The following is a 21,845-nucleotide window of genomic DNA, read 5'->3' as shown; positions in this document are numbered from 1 at the left end:
TCCTTATTGTGTTCGCCAGTTAGCTCCGAGCTTATGCTCAAGCCAAGCTGCAACGGCAGAAAGTGAAAGTGTAAGTGCAAGGTAAATGATCGCCACAGAGAACCAAATCTCAAATGGCATCGCGGTTTCAGAAACTATGTTTCTGGCTTCGGTTGTTAGGTCAAAGATAGCCATGACACTCACAATTGAAGAGTTTTTAATAAGAGAGATCACTTCATTGGTCAAAGGTGGCAAGGTGCGTTGCACCACCTGAGGAAGAATCACATCCCAGTAAGTATAGGTCTTTGATAAGCCCAAGGATTGAGCTGCTTCAAATTGTCCTCTCGCAATACCATTTAAACCAGCACGAAATATCTCGGCGGTGTAAGCGCCTTGGAAAAGTGCCAAGGCTAAAACGGCAGTGCTAAAACGATCCAGCCCTAACACGGGGCCAAATACAAAATAGAGCAAATAAATTTGTACTAATAACGGCGTGTTACGAATCAACTCAACATAGCTGGTGGCTAAGGTGCGTCCAACCACCGAATTGGAGTTTCGCAATAGGGCTGTGGTTAAGCCAATCACCAGCGTTGCAACCAAAGAAATCAGAGAGATATTGATGGTAACCAGTAGCCCTTCAACTAACTCTGCAGGCCACCATTCGCCATCTTCATAGAAAGCAATATAGTCCGGCACGCGCTCCCATTGCCAGCTGTATCCCATGGTTTGTGCGCCAGAATCGAGAATCCAGACAACAGCGGCCACTAGTACAACAATTTGTATTAGAGCGGAAAGGGCTGGTTTAATAATTCGAATCAACATCAATAAGTCAGGATCTGATTTAGGAACGCTTGAGTACGTTCATGTTGAGGGTTTTCAAAGAGCGCTTGTGGGGTATTCGATTCCACAATTTGTCCTTCATCCATGAAGATAACGCGGTCGGCCACTTGTTTTGCAAAGCCCATTTCGTGTGTCACACACACCATAGTGATGCCTTCGCTCGCCAGTTCAACCATCACATCGAGCACTTCGTTGATCATCTCCGGATCAAGCGCTGAAGTGGGTTCGTCAAACAAGAGTAATTCCGGCTTCATACACAGGGAACGGGCGATAGCCACGCGTTGTTGCTGACCGCCAGAAAGTTGCACTGGGTATTTGTTGGCTTGTTCTGCAATGTGCACACGCTCGAGATAGTGCATTGCTATTTTTTCGGCTTCTTGTTTGCTTTTTTTAAGCGTACGAATTGGAGAAAGAGTAAGGTTCTCAAGCACGGTAAGATGGGGGAATAAATGAAAGTGCTGAAACACCATTCCGACTTGGCCCGGTGTGTTGAACTTACCCGGGAGTACTTTTTCTAGCACGGAAAGTTCGCCACTTTCGAAAGGTTCTAGCTGATTGATACAACGGATCAAGGTTGATTTACCCGAACCAGACGGCCCGCAAATCACCACTATCTCTCCTTGTTCAATATTTAAATCTATATCCTTTAGGGCATGAAAATCACCATACCACTTGTTAAGTGACTTAAACTTAACCATTTCCTTGAGATTGTTCAAATCGTTGTTCATACCTAGTAAAGAGACAGGTTTACCTTAACAATATAGAAATATGATTGCACATAAAATTAGGGACTTATGAGAATTTAATAGCATCTTGTAGGGCAAATTAAAAAGCAGCGCCCAAAATGAACGCTGCTTCTGTTGTACGAAAGAAAAAAGTAATGGGTTCAGTCAGATGTGAAAATTCATCGTTGTATGACCACTATCTTTACTTTCTCTCTATTTTCCCGATTCTTAGTGAATCGCAGACTCTAGAATCTCACGTGTTTTCTCTGGCGTGATTGCTTGATTCTCACCAAGTTGTAGGTAGCCGTGTGATTCAAGTTGAGCGACAACATTGTCAATCGCCGTTGCTTTGTTTGTTTCGTAGCCGTCAAACATGGTTGCTACGTCTAGGCTGTGGTAGAACGCTTCGATTGCAGCGATTGTGCGTTCTGCTAAATCAGCACCCGCTTCTAGGCCAAATACGTTACGACCCATTTGCTCTAGCTTGCCACGTTTTGCTTCGATTTGGTTACGAAGTAGTGAAGGTTGAACAATCGCAAGCGAACGTGCGTGGTCTACGTGCCATAGTGCTGTGAATTCGTGGCCAATCATGTGAGTTGCCCAATCTTGAGGAACACCCGTACCAATTAGGCCGTTAAGCGCTTGGTTTGCTGTCCACATTAGGTTTGCACGCCATGCGTCGTTGTCACGCTCGTCGTATTGCTTACCCAGTACAAGTAGGTTCTTAAGCAGTGTTTCCGCGTAACCGTCTTGAACCATCGCGTCTGTTGGCATCGTGATGTATTGCTCACACACGTGTACCCACGCATCAACTAAACCGTTGATCAATTGGCGCTCAGGTAGAGACTTCATTACATCTGGGTCCATAACCGCAAACTTAGGCTGTACTGCAGGGTTAAGGAAAGCAAGCTTCTCTTGAGTCGCTTTACGCGTGATTACCGCACCCATGTTAGATTCAGAACCTGTCGCAGGAAGTGTCAGTACCGCACCGATTGGCGTCGCTTCAGTTACTTGGTGTTTGCCCGTTAGGATGTCCCAACCGTCGCCGTCATATTTAGCCGCTGCAGCAACGTACTTAGAGCCGTCGATTACTGAACCACCGCCAACAGCGATAATGAATTCTACGTTTTCTTCTTTAACAAGAGCGACTGCTTTGTCTAGCGTCTCTTTGGTAGGGTTTGCTTCAACGCCAGAGAGCTCGATCCAAGAGTGATCTTTCAAAGATTCTACAACTTGGTCGTAAACACCGTTGCTCTTGATTGAACCGCCACCATAGATGACCAGTACTTTCTTCGAAGTATCAACCGCTTGGCTGATAGCGTTGATTTGGCCTTGGCCGAAATGGATAACAGTAGGGTTAACGTAAGTAAATTGCATCAGAGATTCCTTGTGTAAAGCGAAATTTGTTATTTTGGTTTATTGCTCAATTTCTATATTTGCATATTAGTACAGTAATCTAGGTCAATGAAGAGCTGTTCCTCCAAATAAATTGCCTATTTCTACAAACTTGATATTCTTCCTCTGCTTTAGCTTACTTACTCTTAGCACTTGGAATGGAAAGTCGCCACTTATGAAAACACTCGCTCAGTTGTTACAGTCATATGTAGAACACAAAGGTTGGGATGATCTCGAAGGGATCAGAGAAACTGAAATTAGCGGCGTGTGGTTGTATAGGAGCAGTGGAGGGAATCAGCGTCAGCCATTTACTTACCAGTCTGGCATTATCATGCTCGGACAGGGTAAAAAGAACATCTACATTGGCGAAAGGCCAGTGACTTACGCTGCAGGTGATTATCTTGTGGTGGGTGTGCCAATGCCGTTAGAGTGCGAAGCCTTGCCTGTTAATGGTGAACCATTGCTTGGCTTGTCGATTAGCATTGATTCTCAACGCTTGCATAGCTTAGTCAAAAAGCTCGAAGATCAAGGCTTCTTAGAGAGCTACTGCAACAAGCACAAACAGAACTCGAGTGGCTTAGAATCGACGCCAATGGAAGAGCAAATGCTAGAGAGCTTTACCCGATTGGTGAAAACGCTGCATTGCGACATTGAGGCCAACATATTGGGCGATGCCATGGTAACGGAGATTGTCTACCGCGCATTAACCGGTTCAGAAGGGCGTGTGCTGTTTGATTTAGCTCATCATGATGGCCATTACGCACGTGTTGCCAAAGCGCTGTCTAAAGTGCATGAAGAGTACGACCAAACCATCACCGTTCAATCGCTTGCTGACGAAGCCAACATGAGCGTGTCTGCCTTCCACAATGCATTCCGTAATGTCACCTTTGAATCACCTCTTCAATACTTGAAAAAGGTTAGACTTAATAAAGCCAAAGAGCTGATTCAACTAGAAGGCCTTCGTATTAGTGATGCTGCACGTCGAGTCGGTTACTCCAGCCCATCTCAATTTAGCCGCGAATTTAAGCGCCACTTCAATACTACTCCAAGAGCGGTTTAGTTCTTCTTTCAACGAAACTATGTGTTGAGAGCTATAATGCCAAAAGCTATGGTGACGATTGCTCATATTTGTTGAATTATATGAGTAAATGTATCTAATCATAGGCATTGTCAGATTGTAGGTATTTGATTCTCGAATATATTATTAACGTACTTATATAAAATAAGCTCTCGAAAATAATTAATTAAATAGCCTAAGAGTTTATGCACAGGTATAGGGGAGAAACTCACTAACTTAGCTATTAACGAAGTTTTAGTGTGAACAACCTATCAAATATTATCTAAAATTCTGGAATTACTCACCGTACTATCAGAGAGAGTATTCAGGATTATTGAATAGACTTAAAATTAAAGATAATTTAGCAGTTGATAAAGCCTAGTACGACGGATAATTAGTCGTTTGATGACTAATTATTCTGTAACTTGCTGATTTATAGTCAACTGAGAGTCTGATGGATATCACGTTTACCCTAAAATAATTCACTTAACATGGCGCTACTTTAATCATTCTTCCAAATACGATTGTTAAATATAAATACGTATACCTATTTTATTTAAAGGATAATACCGATGAGTAGCGATATCATTAAAATTTCAAGAAACACTGAAAACGCACCAATTAATTCTGTATCTACACAAACGGTCGCTTTTTCTCATTATAATAACTTTTCTGCTCAACTTCCGATTGACCCTAAAACGGGTGAAATAGTCATCGGTGATATTAAAGATCAAGCAGCACAATGTTTGAATAATATTAAAGCGATTGTTGAAAGCATCGACCATGTTATGGATGATGTCGTGAAGATTCATGTTTTCGTTAAGAATATTTCTGATATCGATGCTATTGATGAAGTTTACAAAAACTTCTTCCACAACAGCCTTCCAACACGCACTGTCGTGGGTGTCACTGCACTGCCAAGCAGCGATGCGCTGGTTCAAATGGATGCTCTCATTTCTAACGGTGAAGGCACTAAACCACAAGCTCCTTGCGCGCTAATTAAGGTCTCAAGAAATACGGATAACGCACCTCAAAGTGCTGTGTCTACGCAGACTGCAGCCTTTTCTCACTACAACAATCTTTCAGCTCAGTTGCCTATAGATGTAGCCACAGGTGAGTTGGTTGATGGTGGTATCAAAGCGCAAACAGCGCAATGTCTATCAAACATTAAAGCTATTTTAGAAAGCATCGGACACGTCATGAATGATGTGGTTAAAACGACTATCTACCTAAAAAATATCGCAGATGCGGAAGTGGTAAATGAAGTATGTGCTAAATTCTTCCCAAGCTACGTTCCTGCTCGCACCGTTGTTAACGCAGCTGAATTACCAATGGGTGCTTTAATTCAAATTGATACATCCATTTCACATGGCGACGGTACACCGCCGCAATTACCAGAAGACACTCGCTTACTGGTTATTGAAACCAATAATACTGTTTCTGCACCATTCATGCCTTATTCGCATACTGTTGCTTTCTCTCACTACAATCATATTTCAGCCCAATTACCTTTAGATCCGAAAACAAATGAAATTGTTGCTGGTGGTGCAAAAGAACAAGCTGAACGATGCTTAAACAATATTAAGGCGATAATTGAAAGCGTTGACCATAGCATGGACGATACGGTGAAAATTAATATTCAACTTAAGGATATTTCAGATATTGATGCGGTAAACGACATCTACACCACATTCTTTAATGCTGAGTTGCCTGCAAGAACGGTAGTCGGGGTTTCAGAAATCCCAATGAATGCTTTAGTACAAATTGATGCTGTCGTTTCTAACTGTGAAGGGACACCTCCACAAGACGTTGTTGCATAAATCAATTGAACCCTTCTCGATAATATCGATCAGATCTCGGTTTAGCTTCCAAATAGGGAGCAAACTCAACAGGCCGAGATCTGATCCGTTCACTTCATTACTCAAGTCCATCGAAGCGACACACCTAAGCTTATCCCGTAAACATGGTATTTATAAGGTTGAAGTGTTTTAATATGAAAAACGGACGCTTAACGTAATAAAGAAAACCAGTTTATGCAATTTCGAGCCATTTTACTGCTATGCCTTACCCTAATAGGGTGTTCGTCCAATCAAGAGTTGGTACCCGACCCAACAACCATCACGCTATTTTATGGTGATACATCCATCGCCGCAGGTGTTTTAGAGGATAAAACATTCAATTCAGTCCTTGCCGATAGGGTTGAAAGCGTTACGTTTTCGGGCTCAATATCAAAGAAAGACTCTGGCTATTTTGTCGATATGTTAGTGATTCGAGAAACAAAAGAGCCACGTTCAACACGACAGCTTAACACCTCGCTTCTAATGAAACCGGGAGAGTTAGTAGATGTTGGCGGCGTGAATAACGATGTGTTCAGGGTAATCCTCGAGTAACAAAAATAAAGTGTTCAATTAATCTGATTTTTTGCTTTACCTCAACCTAACTTCAAGTCTTAAGCTTCTCTTACTGATTAAGAAGGAGCTTATTATGCAAAATAACTACATAAAAGAACTCGCCGTTAAAACTTACCAAGAAGACCTTCAAAAAGAGTACGTTAGATCTAAAGCTCAGCCATTCCACGCCCCAAGTTTTATCGGTGGGGTGCTGTTGTCAGTTGTGCTGGTAGGACTGTTTTAATTTATGCAGAATTTCTGATCCATTGCCAACTCTCAACATATCTATTTGCTGCACTTTAATGGCTACGGCACAATCTCTTAGGTTGAATTGTGACGCTAATGTCGAGAGGAAGTGAAGTATGGCAAGTCCAAGAGTATTAAAGTCACAGATTACTGATATTACCTGTGGCGAGAATGTCACTATCATCGAGCCAAGTAACGTTTATGGCTGTGAGCTTAAAGATGATGTGTTCGTTGGCCCCTTTGTTGAGATTCAAAAGAACACCGTGATAGGTGCGAGAAGCAAGATTCAATCTCACACCTTTATCTGTGAGTATGTGACCATTGGAAGTGACTGCTTTGTTGGTCACGGAGTCATGTTTGCCAACGACTTATTCAAAGAGGGAAAGCCAGATCCTAATCCTGAAAGTTGGGGGCGTACCTTGATAGCTGACAACGTCACGATCGGTTCTAACGCTACGGTTCTGTCTGTCAGCATTTGCGAAGGTGCAGTAATCGGCGCGGGCAGTGTGGTAACGAAAGACATTACTGAGAAAGGTATCTATGCAGGTAACCCAGCCAAGAAATTGAGAGGTTTACCGTAACCGTATTAATAAGCCGTGGTTCATGAATCATAAGGTGCGGCTTTTTAGGGAAACATTAGAGTATTTGTCATGGATGTATTTTTACACTTACTTCAACCGAATGACGCGAGTGCGCTTTTGGATTTTGAGGTCGAAAATCGAGAGTGGTTTGAGCAATTTATTCCAGTTAGGGGTGATAGCTTCTATTCAAATGCAGGTGTGACCGAGCAAATCACCAGCTTTCTAACTGAATACGAGAATGGTGAGATGATTCCTATGTTGATCAAAGACGCCAATGGCACTGTCTGTGGAAGAATCAACATCCGCGATATCGACCAGATCGCCCATAGTGGAGAGCTAGGGTATCGAGTAGGTCCTTCCTTTGCTTCAAAAGGCATTGCGTCTAACGCAGTAAAGCAGTTTCTACTCTATTTGGAGGAACAGACCAACCTTAAATATGTTGATGCCTATGCGTTAGTGGGCAATATCGGTTCCAACAAAATCTTATCCAATACCGGTTTTGAATTGGTCGAGTATGTTGAGAGCTACGCGGTGTTTAAAGGAGAACATCAAGATGCTAATTTTTATCGTAAGGTTTTAGCTGACTAGGTGACTATCAGTGCCTTATACATTAGAAGCTGGCAGCGTCCTTCTAGCCAGCTTCGAGTCTTTTTATTTAAAGGTTTAAGGTTACTTCTAGGTTTGGCCACTTCTAGATTTACGGTTACTTCTGAGGTTTGTTATGTTCGATTACGCTAATCGCGATAGCCAAAAACAGGATATCTTTCACTAGGAAGAAGTTAGTGACTAAGATGCCATCCGATACTTTCCAAGCGTTTGGCGTTGTAACCAGGAAGCTAAGTGTCACAACAAAGATAGCCGATGCAGCAATGCCTGAGTAGAAAGCTACTGTCGGCTTCTTAAATCCAACGATCAATCCAATCGCGACGATGATCTCCGCGCCACCCACCATGTTAGACACAGCTTGTACTGAGAACAGATTGTAAAACCAGTTCATTGCAGGATGATTCGCGATTAGCGGTTCAATGAGCATCGCTTCAGTTGGCGTAAACTTATAAATTCCAATCCAAGCGAGCACTAATGCTACTCCAACCACTCCAAGGTTATATCCCACATTACTCTGTTTTAAATCATAGGTTTGAACATGCATAAAAGTACTCCATTTAATAAAATCCTTGAATATGACCGCAAGAGTTCAGATTAAATTTCGCATTGAGAATAATAATTAATATATTTATCTAGAGATTTGACACGTGGCGACTTATTGTCTCGATAGGGGCTTAAAGGCTAGTGATGTTGAGAACCAAAGCAATGGGGAAGCGATAGTGCTGTTCAAAAGGTACCGCGAGTTTTCCAATTTTTGTTTTCAATATTCGCGATTTGGATTAGATTACGCTGATGTTCACCCTAATTATAAGAAGAGTATAACCAGTGAAAATTCATAGAATTAACCCGACCAAACGTTGGTCTGATGTAACTGTTTTTAACGGTATTGCAAGCTTTGTGGAAGTGGCAGAGACGGATACAACAGCAGGAATTAAGAGTCAGGTTCAGCAAATCTTCGAACAAGCCGAAGAAATGATGAGTTTGGTAGACAGCGACAAATCTCGCGTATTGTCAGTGACTATTTATCTCACGGATTTCGCTAACTTTGATGCACTCAATGAAGTTTGGGAAGCGTGGTTCCCTGAAGGCTGCGCGCCAAGCCGTGCATGCGTGAAAGCAGAACTTGCTAATCCTGAGCTACTGGTTGAGATGTCGTTTATGGTTGCTGCGGGTGAAAAGTTTCAATAAGCCGAACTATCGATTGAAATAAGCTTCGTAGATAGAAGTAACGAACAGATAAAACAAAGCCACTCAGGTGAATCACTTGAGTGGCTTTTTAGTGTTCTACGCTACCCGAAACTAAATCGGGTCAGGTATTAAGCGATACCTTGATCTCTTGCCATCTGCTTCGCGATCTTCGGCGCGTGCCATAGACACGGGAGCAAGATAAACGATACCGGAACCGCTGTGATTACAATGAACGACTGTAGAGCGGAGATGCCGCCTGAACCCATCGAGATAAGTGTGATCGCTACCGCACCCATGATGATACCCCAGAAGGTACGTACCGCTGCGTTTGGCTCTGTCGTACCCGTCATTACCACACTGATTGTGTAAGTCATTGAGTCACCTGTTGTCACGATGAACGTGGTCGTCAGGATCAGGAACAGAATTGCAATCAAAGTCGGGAACGGCAGTTGAGCGGTAATGGCCAGTAGCACAGCAGGAAGGTTAAAGCCTTCGAATGCACTAGAGATCACACCTGGGTTCTCTAATTCAAACGCTAAACCGCTACCACCAACGATGCTGAACCAGAAACACGTTACAAGCGGTGCAACGATGCTGATAGAAACGATCATTTGGCGAATAGTACGGCCACGTGAGATGCGAGCAATGAAGATAGCCATCATTGGGCCATAACCTAAGAACCAACCCCAGAAGAATACCGTCCAACCACCTAGCCACGCTGTATCTTGGCGGTATAGCGCCATTGGGATGAAGTTATCAACCATTTCGCCCATACCTTGCAGGTAGCCATCAACGATGAAGCTCGTTGGGCCAACAAGAAGGATGTAGCCGATTAGACACACAGACAAGATGATGTTGTAACGGCTTACCAGTTGGATACCTTTGTTCACGCCGCTCAAAGCAGAAAGCGTGTACATTGCGATAGCAAAGATAATAACGACACTTTGTGTAGCAAAGCTGTCGGAAATACCAAACAGTTCGCTTAGCGCGTAGCTGATTTGTAGGCCAAGGAAGCCGATAGGGCCGATAGTACCTGCGGCTACAGCCACGATGCTGCATGCGTCGACTACGTTACCAACCCAGCTGTTAATCGCTTTGTCGCCAAGTACTGGGTAAAGCAGCGTGCGAGGCTTAAGAGGAAGGCCTTTGTCGTAATGCAAGTGCATTAACACGATGGAAGACAAACCACCTAAGATTGCCCATGCAAGGAAACCCCAGTGCATGAAAGATTGTGATAGAGCATTGAACGCCATCGCTTGAGGATCTGCGTTGCCATACAGTGGCGGAGCTGAAACAAAGTGAGCAATAGGCTCTGCGGCTGCCCAGAACACCCCACCGCCGGCTAGCAGCGTACATAGGACGATAGACATCCATTTAAAGGTGGTCATTTCAGGTAGGGCAAGCGTTCCTAAGCGAACGTGGCCAGTGCGACCTAGTGCAAGCACTAAACCGATAATGAAGTTGAGAAGTAGTAGGACTTGCCAGAAAGCACCGAACCATTTAGTTGAATAACTAAAGCCGATGTTTACAAGTTCGGACAACACGGAGGTGTTGGTGAAGGCTAGGATGACAAAGAGGGTTAAAAAACTGCCACTAAGCCAAAAGACTGGGTTTCCGAGTTCCAGCTTTTCACCCAAAGATTGAGCTTTATTGAAATCGATAGAAGTAGATTCTGCGTTGATGTTTTCGTTGGCGACTTGCGTCAAGTTGGACATTATTTCTTCGCTATATTTGGCTCTTTCAAGCCTATGTATTTCTCCCACACTTGCATTGGAAATGTGAGGTTCGTCAAAAAAATCCGCGATACTACCACAATTGTTAAGGAAAAGTGGGCAAATTTAGAAAAGAAATCAGTTCTACGGCGAAATCAATCCCTTTTGGTTAGTTTTAAAACGAAATTTCAGAACGAACAAATAAAGCAGATATGAATAGAGTTTTGTAATTAAGGATACGAATTAGGCGATATTTTTTAGCGTACCGAAATAAATTTAATATTAGTTGTTCGTGCAAAATAAGTGTCGACTCATTGCATGCTATAAACAAATTAATGCGAGTCATTTTATAAATATCGAATATTTTAGGTGTTAAATTGGCACTGTTACCTACAGTTGTTTTGCGAAGAGATTTAAGTGATGAGAAATATGACACTTAAATTAAGCATCTTGAAACAATAACTTAAGGGACAGCTAACATGCACCTAAACCAAGGAAGAGTGGCCAAGAAGGTTTTTACACTCAGTACTCTCACCGCGTCATGCTTAATGGCGTTCAACAGCTACGCGGCTGTGGATTGTTCAACGTTAGAAGCGTGGGATTCCGCCACGGTGTACACCGGTGGTGATCAGGTTTCACATGACGGCAGCGCGTACTCAGCGAATTACTGGAATCAAAATAACAACCCGAGCCAATTTGAGGGTGACTATGCACAATGGAAAAAGATTGATGTGTGTAGTGGTGGCGGAGGTGGCGGTACGCCAAATGAAGTACCAACGGCTTCATTAACGGCACCCTCTGCTTCTGACGTGATTACTGAAGGCGATAATGTTGTATTGAGTGCAACAGCACTAGATTCTGATGGCAGTGTGGCTTCGGTTGAGTTCTTTGTTGATGGCGCATCTGTTGCGGTAGTCACAGCGGCACCTTTCGAAGCGACTTGGGCTGCAACGTCGGGTAATCATCAGGTTTCTGTTGTTGCAACGGATAATGAAGGCGCAGCAAGTGTTGCAAGTGCGGTTTCTGTTTCTGTTGATTCAGCACAACCAGGGAATGAAGCACCGACAGTTTCAGTTGCACTTTCAGTGACATCTGTTGATGTTGGTGGTGTAGTCACACTGACAGCAACGGCAGCAGATAGCGATGGCACGGTTGATAAGGTTGATTTCTACGTAGCGGGTGCTCTTGTGGGCACTGCTGCAACGAGCCCTTACACGTTAGATTACACAACAACTCAAGCGGGTTCTTTAGCAGTTTACGCGAAAGCAACAGACGACCAAGGTGCGACTGCAGATTCTGCGTTGGCATCTTTGACCGTGAACGGCGCTCCAACAGTGAGCACATGTCGCCCTGATGGCTTATATCAAACTCAAGGTGTCGATGTTCCTTACTGTACAATTTACGATGATGAAGGCCGTGAGAAAATGGGCGCAGACCATCCCCGTCGTGTCATTGGTTACTTCACAAGTTGGCGTGCAGGGGATGACCCACAAGCTGCCTACCTAGTAAATGATATTCCTTGGGAACAACTCACACACATTAACTACGCTTTCGTGAGCATCGGTTCAGATGGCAAAGTAAACGTCGGTGATGTAAACGATCCAAATAACGCAGCGGTTGGTAAAGAGTGGCCGGGTGTGGAAGTTGATCCGGCATTAGGCTTCAAAGGTCACTTCGGTGCATTAGCGACAGCGAAGAAAAAACACGGCGTGAAAACGTTAATCTCAATCGGTGGTTGGGCTGAAACAGGTGGTCACTTCGCGACTGATGGCAGCCGCGTGGCTGATGGTGGTTTCTACACCATGACGACCAATGCTGATGGTTCTATCAACCATCAAGGTATCGAAACATTCGCGACTTCAGCGGTCGAAATGCTGCGTAAGTACCAGTTCGATGGTCTAGATATCGATTACGAATACCCAACTTCTATGGCTGGCGCAGGTAACCCATACGACAAAGACTTCATGGAGCCGCGTCGTCAATACCTGTGGGCGTCGTACCAAGTGTTGATGAAAGTGCTACGTGAGAAGCTCGATGCGGCGTCTGCGCAAGATGGCAATCACTACATGTTAACGATCGCAGCGCCTTCTTCTGGTTACCTATTACGCGGTATGGAAACATTCGATGTAACCAAGTACCTCGATTACGTAAACATCATGTCTTACGACCTTCACGGTGCGTGGAACGATCACGTAGGTCATAACGCAGCCTTGTTTGATACGGGTAAAGATTCAGAGCTAGCGCAGTGGAACGTATACGACACGGCGGCTTACGGTGGTATTGGTTATCTGAACACGGATTGGGCTTACCATTACTTCCGTGGTTCTATGCCAGCAGGCCGTATTAACATCGGTGTGCCTTACTACACTCGTGGTTGGCAAGGCGTAACGGGTGGTGAGAATGGTCTTTGGGGCCGAGCAGCACTGCCAAACCAATCTGAATGTTCAGCGGGTACGGGTGAAGGCGAGAAAAACAACTGTGGCCATGGCGCTATTGGTATCGACAACATGTGGCACGATACCGATCCAAAAGGTAACGAAATGGGCGCGGGTTCTAACCCTATGTGGCACGCGAAGAACCTAGAGAAGGGTATTTGGGGCTCTTACGCTGAAGCTTACAAGCTTGATCCTGTGAATGATCCTTCAGATGTTCTAACGGGCACTTACACGAGAAACTACGACAGTGTGGCGGTTGCCCCTTGGTTGTGGAACGCAGAGAAGGGCGTATTCCTTTCAACAGAAGATAAACAGTCTATCGACGTGAAAGCGGACTACGTTATCGACAAAGAGATCGGCGGCATTATGTTCTGGGAACTAGCAGGGGATTATAACTGTTATGTTCTCGATGCGAATGGCAACCGAAGCTCTATCGATACGACTGAGCAAGCGTGTAACAGCGGTAACGGTGAGTTCCACATGGGTAACACCATGACGAAAGCTATCTACGATAAGTTTAAGTCTGCAACACCATATGGAAACAAAGTAGCGACGGGTGCTATTCCAACAGAAGCGCTAGATATCGCGGTATCGGTTGGTGGCTTCAAAGTCGGTGACCAAAACTACCCAATCAACCCTAAGATCACGTTCACGAACAACACAGGGCAAGCTCTTCCGGGTGGAACTGAGTTCCAATTCGATATCCCAGTATCTGCACCTGATAACGCGAAAGATCAATCGGGTGGTGGTTTGACCGTGATTGCTTCAGGTCATACTCGCGCGGATAACATCGGTGGACTAGATGGAACCATGCACCGAGTGGCGTTTACGTTGCCGACATGGGAAGAGCTTCCTGCTGGCGGTGTGTATGAGTTAGACATGGTGTATTACTTGCCAATTTCTGGCCCTGCTAACTACGCGGTGAATGTCGGTGGCGTTGATTACGCGTTTAGCTTCGAGCAGCCAGATCTACCATTAGGTGATATCAGTTCAGGTGGCGGTAACCCTGGCGATGGTGGCACCAATCCAGGTACATGTGATACGGCAGGTTTAGCGGTTTACCCAGACTTACCTCAGAAAGATTGGGCAGGTAACCCAAGCCATGCAAACACAGGAGACCAAGTGGTTCACAACGGTAGTGTTTACCAAGCAAACTGGTGGACAAGTTCTGAACCGGGTAGCGATGGTAGCTGGACTCAAGTTTGTTCTTAATTTAATGCTAAGCAAACTATTTATAGACAATAGAGTGTAGTAATAGGTAATAAACACAAATGCTTTTAAGTCTATTTATCAGGAATTAGTATCAATTAAGTAATCAATCTAGACGTAAAATCAAAAAGCCGAACTGAATCCAGTTCGGCGTTTTTGCTATAAGTCACAGATTGCGTATAGAAACCTCTCAGAATATCGACACTCGTTCAGTAAAAAAGATAAGTATGATATAAAACAGTCTGCCTATAACAAAAAATAGCGTTACCTAAAATTAGAAAGCTATGGGGTAATCTTGAAAGTCAGACGTAAATACATTCTTAGTTTCTCAATTGTGCTGGCCGTAGTTTCTCTGATCCTCTCTGCTGTTCAATTCAACCGGACGAAAGAATCATTATTAGATTCCAACCAATTCTTCTTTCGTACTATTGTGAACGCGAGTTACGACATCGTAGACACCACAGTCAACGAAGCGATCAAAACCTATCTAAAAGGTGTGACTGATACCGTCGCCTCTCACGCACTGCGTGTCTCTCCAGAACAAGAAGTTGAAGAAGTCATTCGAATTGCCAACGAATTGGTGATTGGAGAGTCTGGTTATATCTACCTGATGTCACCACAAGGTATTCATCTATATCACCCGTTTTTACAAGGGAAAAATCGCGCGCATTTAACCCATATTCAACAACAACTGAGCTTACAGTCTGGAATGACCCAATACTCGCACGCCAATCCACATGAAGTTGGCAAGCGTGCGAAGGTCGCATATTCAGTGAGGCTACCGAGTGGCAATACATTGGTGGCGACCACCTATAAAGATGAACTGATGTACCTGGTTGATCTCGAAGCACTTAAAGACAAATTGAGAAAGTACTCGTATGGCGATAGTGGCTATGTATATATCGTTGATTTACAAGGCACGTTAGTCCTTCAACCTAACTTTGAACACGAGCACTTAAAAACCTTGATTGATGACTCTTCAGAGTTGCTTATCGATAAAGTCGCCGATGAACCTGAAGGTCACTTTAGTTACTCTATCTCTACGGCAGATGGCACGACGAGTAAAAACATCTTCTACAAGTTTTATCCGTATCTTAATTGGGTTATTTCTGCTGGTGTCTTAGAACAAGAGCTCAACAAGAACCACAGCTTATTGTTGGCAAGTTTGATGACGTTGGTTGTTAGTCTACTGAGTATCATTGTTGTTCTGGTGCTTTACCTGCGGCATCGTCATCTCAAAATATTGGATGTTGCGAGCCTCGATTACCTCACAGGCCTTCCTAGCCGACGGAGTTTTATCGAGCAGCTAAAACTGAAAATTACTCAAAGGTCGCCTTATCCGCTAACAAATGTCGGTGTCATTTTGCTGGATATTGACCATTTCAAGCGGGTGAACGATCAATATGGTCATGCTCAAGGCGATAGGGTTATCTGTGAGGTCGCAAAATCACTGAAGAGATTTGTTAACCGTCGTCGTTTGATTGCACGCTATGGCGGTGAAGAGTTTATTTTGGTGACGTTTGATTGTGATGAACATGAGTTATTCGAATTATCAGAGGCGTTACGGTTATGTGTTGAGCAACTTCAAGGCTTAGTGTCGCCAGTAACAATCAGCGCTGGTTGTTGCCATGCTCAAGCACTGACTGACATTGAAACCGCTATCGATAAAGCCGACAAAGCGCTTTATCAAGCAAAAGAGAGTGGACGTAACAACACTCAAGCGTATCGAGAGAACGAATATCACGTTGCTTACATGTGATCGGTTGAAAGCCTCATTGAATTGAAAAGTTTTGTTCACACAAATCGAGCTCTTGAGAACGACAAACACAAAAAAGCCCAAATAGATCGCTCTATTTGGGCTTTTTCAGAATTATTTGAAAGGCTAATCGTTAATTTAAGCTTTCGCTGCTTTCATCGCTTCCGTTTTTTTTTCCTTTTGCATTTTTGCAAGGAAGTAGATGTTTACACAAGCGATAAAGCCGTTGGTGGCTGCAACTGGCCATGCGTCAATCATGATGCCGTATGCTGTGAAGAGTGCACAGCCAATAAAGTTAAGGACACGCAGACGAACGATATCTTTCATTGTTAATGAAATTGCGACCATAATAGACGCAGCGTAACCTAAAATTTCAACCATATTGAATTCCATTGTTTGACCCTCTTAAATTTGCCGATACTTTGTCGGTACCAATTCTTCTCTTCATGAGATGATTGAGGAAGCTCCGTGCCTCGAATGGTCTGGTTTTGTTTAACGGGGAGAACTATACCAACTCTGTTTTTGTGATTAAACCCCCAAAACAGACAGAGGTGAAGGTTAGCGATTACGCAAACGTTTAATGACCTTTCTATTAACATAATTACTATTTATGTTGGAGGTTGAATTGATAGTTATTTTTATATGGGTAAGGAAGCCTCGAATGATAAAACGATCCATTTGTGCAACAAAAAGCATAAAAAAAGCAGCACTATTGGCTTTGATGGCTATTGGGCTGACCGCATGCTCTACGCAAGAAATACCACCCACACACAATTATGGTGTGGTCACTAGCGGTGACTTTGGTTTCATGAAACACGGCGTGATGACGTACTCCTGGCACCCTGAGTCAGAAAAGGTTTACCTTTCTCAAAAATACGATGAAACCGTGGTAACCGATTTAGTGCGTGATTCGATTCAAGAACAGCTCTCAAGTAAAGGTTATCAGTTAAAGCAGGATGGTGTCGGTGATGTTGTTGTAGGCTTTGGATTAGCGGAAGAATCGGAACTGAACGATGAGTCTATCTTCGATGCGATTAAGCTATCTACTGGTGTGCCATTTTACGATGGTGAAGGTAAAGTCGCGGAGAAAGGGTCGTTGTACATTGCGTTTTTCGTACCTAACTCAGAGGTCGTACAATGGCAAGCATTAGCACAGTCTGGCATCCAACCTGATTTAGAGCCAAGCGAGAGCAAACAGCGTATTACTGGCTTTGTTGAAATGTTATTTAGACGCATTCCTGAGCGATAGCATTAGGCGTTGAATGCATTCGTGGAGTAAATATTAGTTGTGGAAAATATGGTCAGATCGCAGATTATACTTTTTTATTTGTAACGAATGGTACAAATACGTAAAGCAACGTAAAGTTCGCGCTTCTTTTGCTAGCATTTGTCTATACTGCTCAAAACGTTAACTTAGGTTTGATTCAATGAAACTGTTTTCCAAATACTCTCTCCCTCTATTAAGTATATTCATTGTAAGTAACGCCGCGATGGTAAGTAATGCAGCTATCGCAGCACCTTCTATAGTACCAAGCCCACCTAGCCTAGGCGCAAAAGGGTATGTGTTAATTGATTTTAATTCTGGTGATGTGCTGGTAGAAAAAAACGCACATACGAAGTTAAACCCAGCAAGCTTGACCAAACTGATGACCAGCTATGTGGCAGGTCAAGAGATGAAGCGAGGCAACATCTCTGCTGATGATCAGGTACGAATCAGTGAGAACGCGTGGGCGAAGAACTTCCCAGACTCTTCAAAAATGTTCATCGAAGTAAACACCGATGTAGCAATGATGGATCTTTATCGTGGCTTGATTATTCAATCCGGTAATGATGCTAGCGTTGCGATTGCAGAGCATGTTGCAGGCTCACAAGATGCATTCGTTGACCTGATGAACTCTTGGGCTACCTCTCTGAAGCTAGAAAACACCCATTTTGCCAATGCACATGGTTTGGATGCAGACGACCTCTATTCGACTCCTTACGATATCGCGTTACTCGGTCGTGCCATTATTCGTGATTTACCGGATGTGTATGGCTTATACAGCGAACGCTCTTTCAGTTACAACGGCATCACTCAACATAACCGTAATGGCTTGTTGCGTGATAGAAGCTTAACCGTTGATGGCATGAAAACGGGCTACACCTCTGGTGCTGGCTACAGTTTGGCGAGTTCAGCGACACAAGGTGAGATGAGACTTATCGCGGTTGTGATGGGCGCATCAAGCGTTAAGAGCCGTGAATCAGACAGCAAACAGTTGTTGAGCTACGGTTTCCGTTTCTTCGATACACTAAACCCGCATAAAGGCGGCGATCAAGTGGCTGAAGAGAAGGTATGGTTTGGTGAGCAAGACACATTGAAATTAGGTGTGGCAGAAGACACGTTCATTACGTTGCCTAAGTCAGACAGTAAAAAGCTGACTGCATCTATCGAGCTTAACTCTGAACTGAAAGCGCCAATTGCAGAAGGTCAAACTCTAGGTGTGGTTCATTACACCGTTGATGGCGAAGATGTTCAAACTCAGCCTTTGATCGCGCTTGAAGCGGTTGAACAGGGCGGTTTGTTCAAACGTTTAATAGACTACGTTAAGCTGTTCTTCGCGAGCCTGTTCTAAATAGAGCCTGTGGCGATAAGCCGCGCTGAAAAGTCGAAATATTATGGGTGTTGTGAGTGAATCACAGCGCCCTTTGTTATTTCTACATCAATGAAAACGCCGCGCCGCACTATCTTTATTAGCCGTAGCGGGCGGTTTCGATTACTATACGCAAAATTTAGCAGTGTAGTCACTTATGACGATAGATATAAAGAACGTAACCGAACCCGAAGTAACCTGTGCAAATTGTCAGGCATGCTGTTGTCGTTTAGAGGTTATGATCATCACAGATACGGGCGTACCTGAAGAGCACATCGCTTATGATGAATGGGGCGGTGAAACCATGAAGCGCTTAGACGACGGCTGGTGTTCTGCGGTAGATAGAGAAACACTGATGTGTACTATCTACGAAAACCGACCATGGATCTGTCGCGAGTTCGAAATGGGCTCTTTCGAATGTGTTGACCAGCGCAAAGATGTGATGGGCTAGGCGTCTGCAGTATTGAACTCAGTAACTAAAGTACGCTAATGAACTGTGATAATCACATTAAAATTAAATATCAGGGTTCTATACCTTAAGCAGTTGTAGAACCTTGATGCGTTTTATGAGATCAAATATTGAGTGAGATAAGAGTCTTAGCTCGATAAGTTAGAGTTTAGAACTCGGAAGGCACTTCAAACTCCATCCATTCACCGGTTGTCGGGTGAATCAACTTTAAGTAGCCAGCGTGCAGGTGTAAGCGCTCGCGTTTGTATCCGTATAAGTCGTCACCACGAATAGGTACAGCAAGCCCTAATGGATGAGCACAGTGCACTCGCAGCTGGTGGGTTCGCCCTGTTTTAGGGTACAAGTGAACCTTGGTTTTGCCATTGTGAGTGCTAACCACTTGCCAATGGGTCTCTGCATTTCGGCCGTGTTGGTGACAAACCAGTTGTCTTGGTCTGTCCGTGATGTCGCCGCGCAAAGGAAGGCTGATATTGCCAGATTCGCCCGTTATCTCGCCATCTAACAAAGCGGTGTAGCGTTTCTCTACGGTTCTATTAATGAACTGCTTCTGAATATGCTTGTTTGATTCCGCCGTGAGCGCCAAGATCAACAAACCTGACGTCGACATATCCAACCTATGGATAATCAAAGGACCAGTCGCATCCGGGTAACGCGCTTTTATGCGGGTATAAACTGAATCTTCGATGAACTTACCGGGAACCGACAAGAACTCTTCAGGCTTATTGACGACTACGATTTCATCGTCTTCATAAACAATATTAAAAGACTTACCAACCGCAGGGTTCACGATAAGCGGGTTATCTTCTAGCTCTATGCCACTTAACTGGTGTTCGAGGATCTCAAAGCTTTTACTCTGACAAACAGGGTAGAGGTTTGCGTGTTGTCGAATGATGTCTGTAGGCGGTAATCCCCACCAAAATTCAGACAAAGCTAACGGTTTGAACCCGTGTTCAAAGGCGAAGTTAAGCAGCTTTGGTAGGCAACAGTCGCCAGAGCCTTCAAGCGCGTCTTTACCATCGAGCAACTCGAGTAAATTCTTAGATTGCTTGGCTTGATTGATAAAGCGATAGTGAGAGAGGCGTTGAGTTTTCAACTGTTGTGAAACTGCTTGGTGATCTTGCTTACGGTTTTTCAGTTCGCTTTCAATCAAATCAATTTGTGATTGGCGCTCTGCGATCTTCTGTTTCCACTCAATACGAAGTGCTTTTAGGTCACGTTTCTCTTGGCTACTTTGATTGCCCAGTTGTTTGAGCAAATTCGCCGCTGACTCTAGATTCCCTAATGCTTTTTCTTGATTGGCTTGTTCTCTGAGTTCGTTACGCTGAGCTTTGTTTGCGGCCATTGCTAACTGAAAGGCTTCGATAGCTTTTGCTGATTCGATTTTTGACCCTTCAAGCTCGGCCAATAATGTGTCTAGATTGTGCGACTGTTGCAGCTTTTCAATGTCGTCCGAGAGCTGCAATTGTCGAGCAAGGTTCGCACTGTTTTGAGATTGAAACTGTTTTGAATCGAAGGCTGGTGGAACAAAGTGAATGTTGTTTAACTGAGAGACCAAAGCCGGATCTAACTGCAAGCCTGAAAACGCAGAAAGGTAACCTAACCCTTGTGTGGTTGGATTCTGAACAAGAAGCACAGCGTAGAGATTACCTTGCGAGGTTTCATTCACACCACAGTCGACAAGTGATTGCTGAAGCTGCAGCATAGCGAATTCACACACAGGGTGCGGGGTATAGTAATACGGAAACGTAAAACGAGTCGGTAGCGCTAAATCGACATTCGTGTTTGCTAGGTGCAGAGGTGTGTATTGAGCGACGTTTGTTGGCATTAAGATCAAACTCTATGGCTGTTCAGTTAGAGTTCGGTATTGTTGTCGAAATGAAGACAAATGAGAAGCCAAAGCAGAAGATAAATCGGCTTTGGCTTCATTTAGTTTCTTGTGTTTACTCTAGCAAGCACGTGTTTGAGTGAAACTCGATCAGTTCGAGTGTTCTAGCTCTACTTGCTCAGCTTTTTGGTAAGCAGGGTGGCTCTTTAAAAGTTCACCGTATTTAGCGATGTTAGGGTAAAGCGCAGTTGCACCAAAGTTACCCACGATTTCTACGATGAACGACATCATAAAATCTGCACCTGTTAGTGTGTCTGCAACCAAGTAGGTTTTACCTTCAAGTGCATTATTCACGTAAGTGAGGATCTTTTGGTTTTCGTCGTCTGCATAACCGCCTAGGAAGTTAGTTTCGCAGCCGTCTTTCATCACAAAGATCTTAAGTAACATTGGCAAAATACCTGAACTCTCAGCGAAGTGAAGCCATTGCGAATACTCAACGTAGTTTGCGGTGCCGCGTGTAGGTGCGAACTTACCCTGACCGTATTTGTCGATTAGGTATTCCGTGATAGCACCAGATTCAGTGATCACGACGCCATCGTCTTCAATGACAGGAGATTTACCCAATGGGTGAATGGATTTGAGTTCTGGTGGTGCAAGAAAAGTGACACTGTCTCGTTGGTAGGGTTTGATTTGGTAATCTACCCCAAGCTCTTCCAATAGCCAGATGATGCGCTTTGAGCGCGACTTATTCAGGTGATGCAAAGTAATCATGATTCTACCTAGTTAACGGGTTCAGTTTATT

Annotated in this window: 20 protein-coding genes; 12 read left to right on the top strand and 8 right to left on the bottom strand. The window is 44.0% G+C overall.

The window, feature by feature from the left end:
• Nucleotides 1–3: 3 nt before the first annotated feature.
• The 3 genes from AB4138_RS13520 to AB4138_RS13510 all read right to left on the bottom strand — a co-directional run bounded on the left by AB4138_RS13520 (nucleotide 4) and on the right by AB4138_RS13510 (nucleotide 2,921).
• Nucleotides 4–801 (bottom strand): amino acid ABC transporter permease, encoded by a 798-nt coding sequence (locus AB4138_RS13520; RefSeq protein WP_102320751.1) that lies wholly within the window; start codon nucleotides 799–801, stop codon nucleotides 4–6.
• A complete protein-coding gene (locus AB4138_RS13515) occupies nucleotides 801–1,547 on the bottom strand; it encodes an amino acid ABC transporter ATP-binding protein (RefSeq protein ID WP_065583924.1) in 747 nt (248 codons plus the stop codon). Before AB4138_RS13515 ends, AB4138_RS13520 begins: the two co-directional genes overlap by 1 nt.
• A 225-nt stretch (nucleotides 1,548–1,772) precedes the next feature.
• Nucleotides 1,773–2,921 (bottom strand): iron-containing alcohol dehydrogenase, encoded by a 1,149-nt coding sequence (locus tag AB4138_RS13510; protein ID WP_372306339.1) that lies wholly within the window; start codon nucleotides 2,919–2,921, stop codon nucleotides 1,773–1,775.
• A 193-nt stretch (nucleotides 2,922–3,114) separates the two neighbouring features.
• Between AB4138_RS13510 and AB4138_RS13505 the strand changes: the two genes are divergently transcribed.
• The 6 genes from AB4138_RS13505 to AB4138_RS13480 all read left to right on the top strand — a co-directional run bounded on the left by AB4138_RS13505 (nucleotide 3,115) and on the right by AB4138_RS13480 (nucleotide 7,801).
• Nucleotides 3,115–3,999, top strand: coding sequence for an AraC family transcriptional regulator (locus AB4138_RS13505; RefSeq protein ID WP_017067592.1), 885 nt, complete (start codon nucleotides 3,115–3,117; stop codon nucleotides 3,997–3,999).
• Nucleotides 4,000–4,568: 569 nt separating this feature from the next.
• Complete coding sequence (locus tag AB4138_RS13500; RefSeq protein ID WP_372306336.1) at nucleotides 4,569–5,816, top strand: RidA family protein; 1,248 nt, start codon at nucleotides 4,569–4,571, stop codon at nucleotides 5,814–5,816.
• A gap of 213 nt (nucleotides 5,817–6,029) precedes the next feature.
• Nucleotides 6,030–6,386 (top strand): hypothetical protein, encoded by a 357-nt coding sequence (locus AB4138_RS13495; protein ID WP_017062659.1) that lies wholly within the window; start codon nucleotides 6,030–6,032, stop codon nucleotides 6,384–6,386.
• Nucleotides 6,387–6,480: 94 nt separating this feature from the next.
• Nucleotides 6,481–6,630: a hypothetical protein gene (locus AB4138_RS13490; RefSeq protein ID WP_017067591.1), complete on the top strand. Its 150-nt coding sequence runs from the start codon at nucleotides 6,481–6,483 to the stop codon at nucleotides 6,628–6,630.
• Nucleotides 6,631–6,748: 118 nt separating this feature from the next.
• Complete coding sequence (locus tag AB4138_RS13485; RefSeq protein WP_017062657.1) at nucleotides 6,749–7,213, top strand: acyltransferase; 465 nt, start codon at nucleotides 6,749–6,751, stop codon at nucleotides 7,211–7,213.
• Between the two features lie 69 nt (nucleotides 7,214–7,282).
• Nucleotides 7,283–7,801 (top strand): GNAT family N-acetyltransferase, encoded by a 519-nt coding sequence (locus tag AB4138_RS13480; RefSeq protein WP_372306332.1) that lies wholly within the window; start codon nucleotides 7,283–7,285, stop codon nucleotides 7,799–7,801.
• 115 nt (nucleotides 7,802–7,916) lie between these two features.
• On the opposite strand, the gene AB4138_RS13475 is transcribed toward AB4138_RS13480, so the two are convergent.
• Nucleotides 7,917–8,363 (bottom strand): DUF417 family protein, encoded by a 447-nt coding sequence (locus AB4138_RS13475; RefSeq protein WP_372306330.1) that lies wholly within the window; start codon nucleotides 8,361–8,363, stop codon nucleotides 7,917–7,919.
• Nucleotides 8,364–8,644: 281 nt separating this feature from the next.
• On the opposite strand from AB4138_RS13475, the gene AB4138_RS13470 reads away from it, so the two are divergent.
• On the top strand, nucleotides 8,645–9,007 hold the full coding sequence (locus AB4138_RS13470; protein WP_017062654.1) for a RidA family protein: 363 nt from the start codon (nucleotides 8,645–8,647) through the stop codon (nucleotides 9,005–9,007).
• Between the two features lie 128 nt (nucleotides 9,008–9,135).
• Here the strand turns inward: AB4138_RS13470 and AB4138_RS13465 are convergent, their stop codons facing one another.
• A complete protein-coding gene (locus tag AB4138_RS13465; protein ID WP_017062653.1) occupies nucleotides 9,136–10,722 on the bottom strand; it encodes a BCCT family transporter in 1,587 nt (528 codons plus the stop codon).
• A gap of 476 nt (nucleotides 10,723–11,198) precedes the next feature.
• On the opposite strand from AB4138_RS13465, the gene AB4138_RS13460 reads away from it, so the two are divergent.
• Both AB4138_RS13460 and AB4138_RS13455 read left to right on the top strand, forming a co-directional pair.
• The gene (locus AB4138_RS13460) at nucleotides 11,199–14,366 is read left to right on the top strand and encodes a chitinase C-terminal domain-containing protein (protein ID WP_017072213.1); all 3,168 of its coding nucleotides are present in this window, start codon (nucleotides 11,199–11,201) and stop codon (nucleotides 14,364–14,366) included.
• A 292-nt stretch (nucleotides 14,367–14,658) separates the two neighbouring features.
• On the top strand, nucleotides 14,659–16,122 hold the full coding sequence (locus AB4138_RS13455) for a diguanylate cyclase domain-containing protein (protein ID WP_372182646.1): 1,464 nt from the start codon (nucleotides 14,659–14,661) through the stop codon (nucleotides 16,120–16,122).
• 135 nt (nucleotides 16,123–16,257) lie between these two features.
• Here the strand turns inward: AB4138_RS13455 and AB4138_RS13450 are convergent, their stop codons facing one another.
• Nucleotides 16,258–16,512 (bottom strand): YgjV family protein, encoded by a 255-nt coding sequence (locus tag AB4138_RS13450; protein WP_017068159.1) that lies wholly within the window; start codon nucleotides 16,510–16,512, stop codon nucleotides 16,258–16,260.
• Nucleotides 16,513–16,780: 268 nt separating this feature from the next.
• Here AB4138_RS13450 and AB4138_RS13445 point away from each other — a divergent pair, with 268 nt between their 5' ends.
• The 3 genes from AB4138_RS13445 (at nucleotide 16,781) to AB4138_RS13435 (ending at nucleotide 19,200) form a co-directional block, all read left to right on the top strand.
• Nucleotides 16,781–17,368, top strand: coding sequence for a DUF4136 domain-containing protein (locus tag AB4138_RS13445; protein ID WP_102394546.1), 588 nt, complete (start codon nucleotides 16,781–16,783; stop codon nucleotides 17,366–17,368).
• A gap of 178 nt (nucleotides 17,369–17,546) precedes the next feature.
• On the top strand, nucleotides 17,547–18,731 hold the full coding sequence (locus AB4138_RS13440) for a D-alanyl-D-alanine carboxypeptidase family protein (RefSeq protein WP_017064476.1): 1,185 nt from the start codon (nucleotides 17,547–17,549) through the stop codon (nucleotides 18,729–18,731).
• Between the two features lie 175 nt (nucleotides 18,732–18,906).
• Nucleotides 18,907–19,200: a YkgJ family cysteine cluster protein gene (locus AB4138_RS13435; protein WP_080582263.1), complete on the top strand. Its 294-nt coding sequence runs from the start codon at nucleotides 18,907–18,909 to the stop codon at nucleotides 19,198–19,200.
• A 166-nt stretch (nucleotides 19,201–19,366) separates the two neighbouring features.
• On the opposite strand, the gene AB4138_RS13430 is transcribed toward AB4138_RS13435, so the two are convergent.
• Together AB4138_RS13430 and AB4138_RS13425 are read right to left on the bottom strand one after the other, a co-directional pair.
• The gene (locus AB4138_RS13430; protein WP_372306326.1) at nucleotides 19,367–21,043 is read right to left on the bottom strand and encodes a pseudouridine synthase; all 1,677 of its coding nucleotides are present in this window, start codon (nucleotides 21,041–21,043) and stop codon (nucleotides 19,367–19,369) included.
• Between the two features lie 150 nt (nucleotides 21,044–21,193).
• Complete coding sequence (locus AB4138_RS13425) at nucleotides 21,194–21,814, bottom strand: glutathione S-transferase family protein (RefSeq protein WP_017064479.1); 621 nt, start codon at nucleotides 21,812–21,814, stop codon at nucleotides 21,194–21,196.
• Nucleotides 21,815–21,845 lie beyond the last annotated feature (31 nt).

It is taken from the genome of Vibrio sp. 10N.286.52.C3 (genome assembly GCF_041468865.1).
GTDB lineage: Bacteria > Pseudomonadota > Gammaproteobacteria > Enterobacterales > Vibrionaceae > Vibrio > Vibrio crassostreae_C.
Note: the sequence above shows the minus strand (reverse complement) of the source record. Positions and strands in the feature narration are given on the sequence as shown.

What these genes read in the sequence shown, in the direction of transcription:
- AB4138_RS13520 (WP_102320751.1), bottom strand. Translation starts at nt 801, where the DNA reads ATGTTGATTCGAATTATTAAACCAGCCCTTTCCGCTCTAATACAAATT.
- AB4138_RS13500 (WP_372306336.1), top strand. Translation starts at nt 4,569, where the DNA reads ATGAGTAGCGATATCATTAAAATTTCAAGAAACACTGAAAACGCACCA.
- AB4138_RS13485 (WP_017062657.1), top strand. Translation starts at nt 6,749, where the DNA reads ATGGCAAGTCCAAGAGTATTAAAGTCACAGATTACTGATATTACCTGT.
- AB4138_RS13440 (WP_017064476.1), top strand. Translation starts at nt 17,547, where the DNA reads ATGAAACTGTTTTCCAAATACTCTCTCCCTCTATTAAGTATATTCATT.
- AB4138_RS13465 (WP_017062653.1), bottom strand. Translation starts at nt 10,722, where the DNA reads ATGTCCAACTTGACGCAAGTCGCCAACGAAAACATCAACGCAGAATCT.
- AB4138_RS13510 (WP_372306339.1), bottom strand. Translation starts at nt 2,921, where the DNA reads ATGCAATTTACTTACGTTAACCCTACTGTTATCCATTTCGGCCAAGGC.
- AB4138_RS13495 (WP_017062659.1), top strand. Translation starts at nt 6,030, where the DNA reads ATGCAATTTCGAGCCATTTTACTGCTATGCCTTACCCTAATAGGGTGT.
- AB4138_RS13490 (WP_017067591.1), top strand. Translation starts at nt 6,481, where the DNA reads ATGCAAAATAACTACATAAAAGAACTCGCCGTTAAAACTTACCAAGAA.
- AB4138_RS13475 (WP_372306330.1), bottom strand. Translation starts at nt 8,363, where the DNA reads ATGCATGTTCAAACCTATGATTTAAAACAGAGTAATGTGGGATATAAC.
- AB4138_RS13430 (WP_372306326.1), bottom strand. Translation starts at nt 21,043, where the DNA reads ATGCCAACAAACGTCGCTCAATACACACCTCTGCACCTAGCAAACACG.
- AB4138_RS13425 (WP_017064479.1), bottom strand. Translation starts at nt 21,814, where the DNA reads ATGATTACTTTGCATCACCTGAATAAGTCGCGCTCAAAGCGCATCATC.
- AB4138_RS13480 (WP_372306332.1), top strand. Translation starts at nt 7,283, where the DNA reads ATGGATGTATTTTTACACTTACTTCAACCGAATGACGCGAGTGCGCTT.
- AB4138_RS13445 (WP_102394546.1), top strand. Translation starts at nt 16,781, where the DNA reads ATGATAAAACGATCCATTTGTGCAACAAAAAGCATAAAAAAAGCAGCA.
- AB4138_RS13460 (WP_017072213.1), top strand. Translation starts at nt 11,199, where the DNA reads ATGCACCTAAACCAAGGAAGAGTGGCCAAGAAGGTTTTTACACTCAGT.
- AB4138_RS13450 (WP_017068159.1), bottom strand. Translation starts at nt 16,512, where the DNA reads ATGGAATTCAATATGGTTGAAATTTTAGGTTACGCTGCGTCTATTATG.
- AB4138_RS13515 (WP_065583924.1), bottom strand. Translation starts at nt 1,547, where the DNA reads ATGAACAACGATTTGAACAATCTCAAGGAAATGGTTAAGTTTAAGTCA.
- AB4138_RS13505 (WP_017067592.1), top strand. Translation starts at nt 3,115, where the DNA reads ATGAAAACACTCGCTCAGTTGTTACAGTCATATGTAGAACACAAAGGT.
- AB4138_RS13435 (WP_080582263.1), top strand. Translation starts at nt 18,907, where the DNA reads ATGACGATAGATATAAAGAACGTAACCGAACCCGAAGTAACCTGTGCA.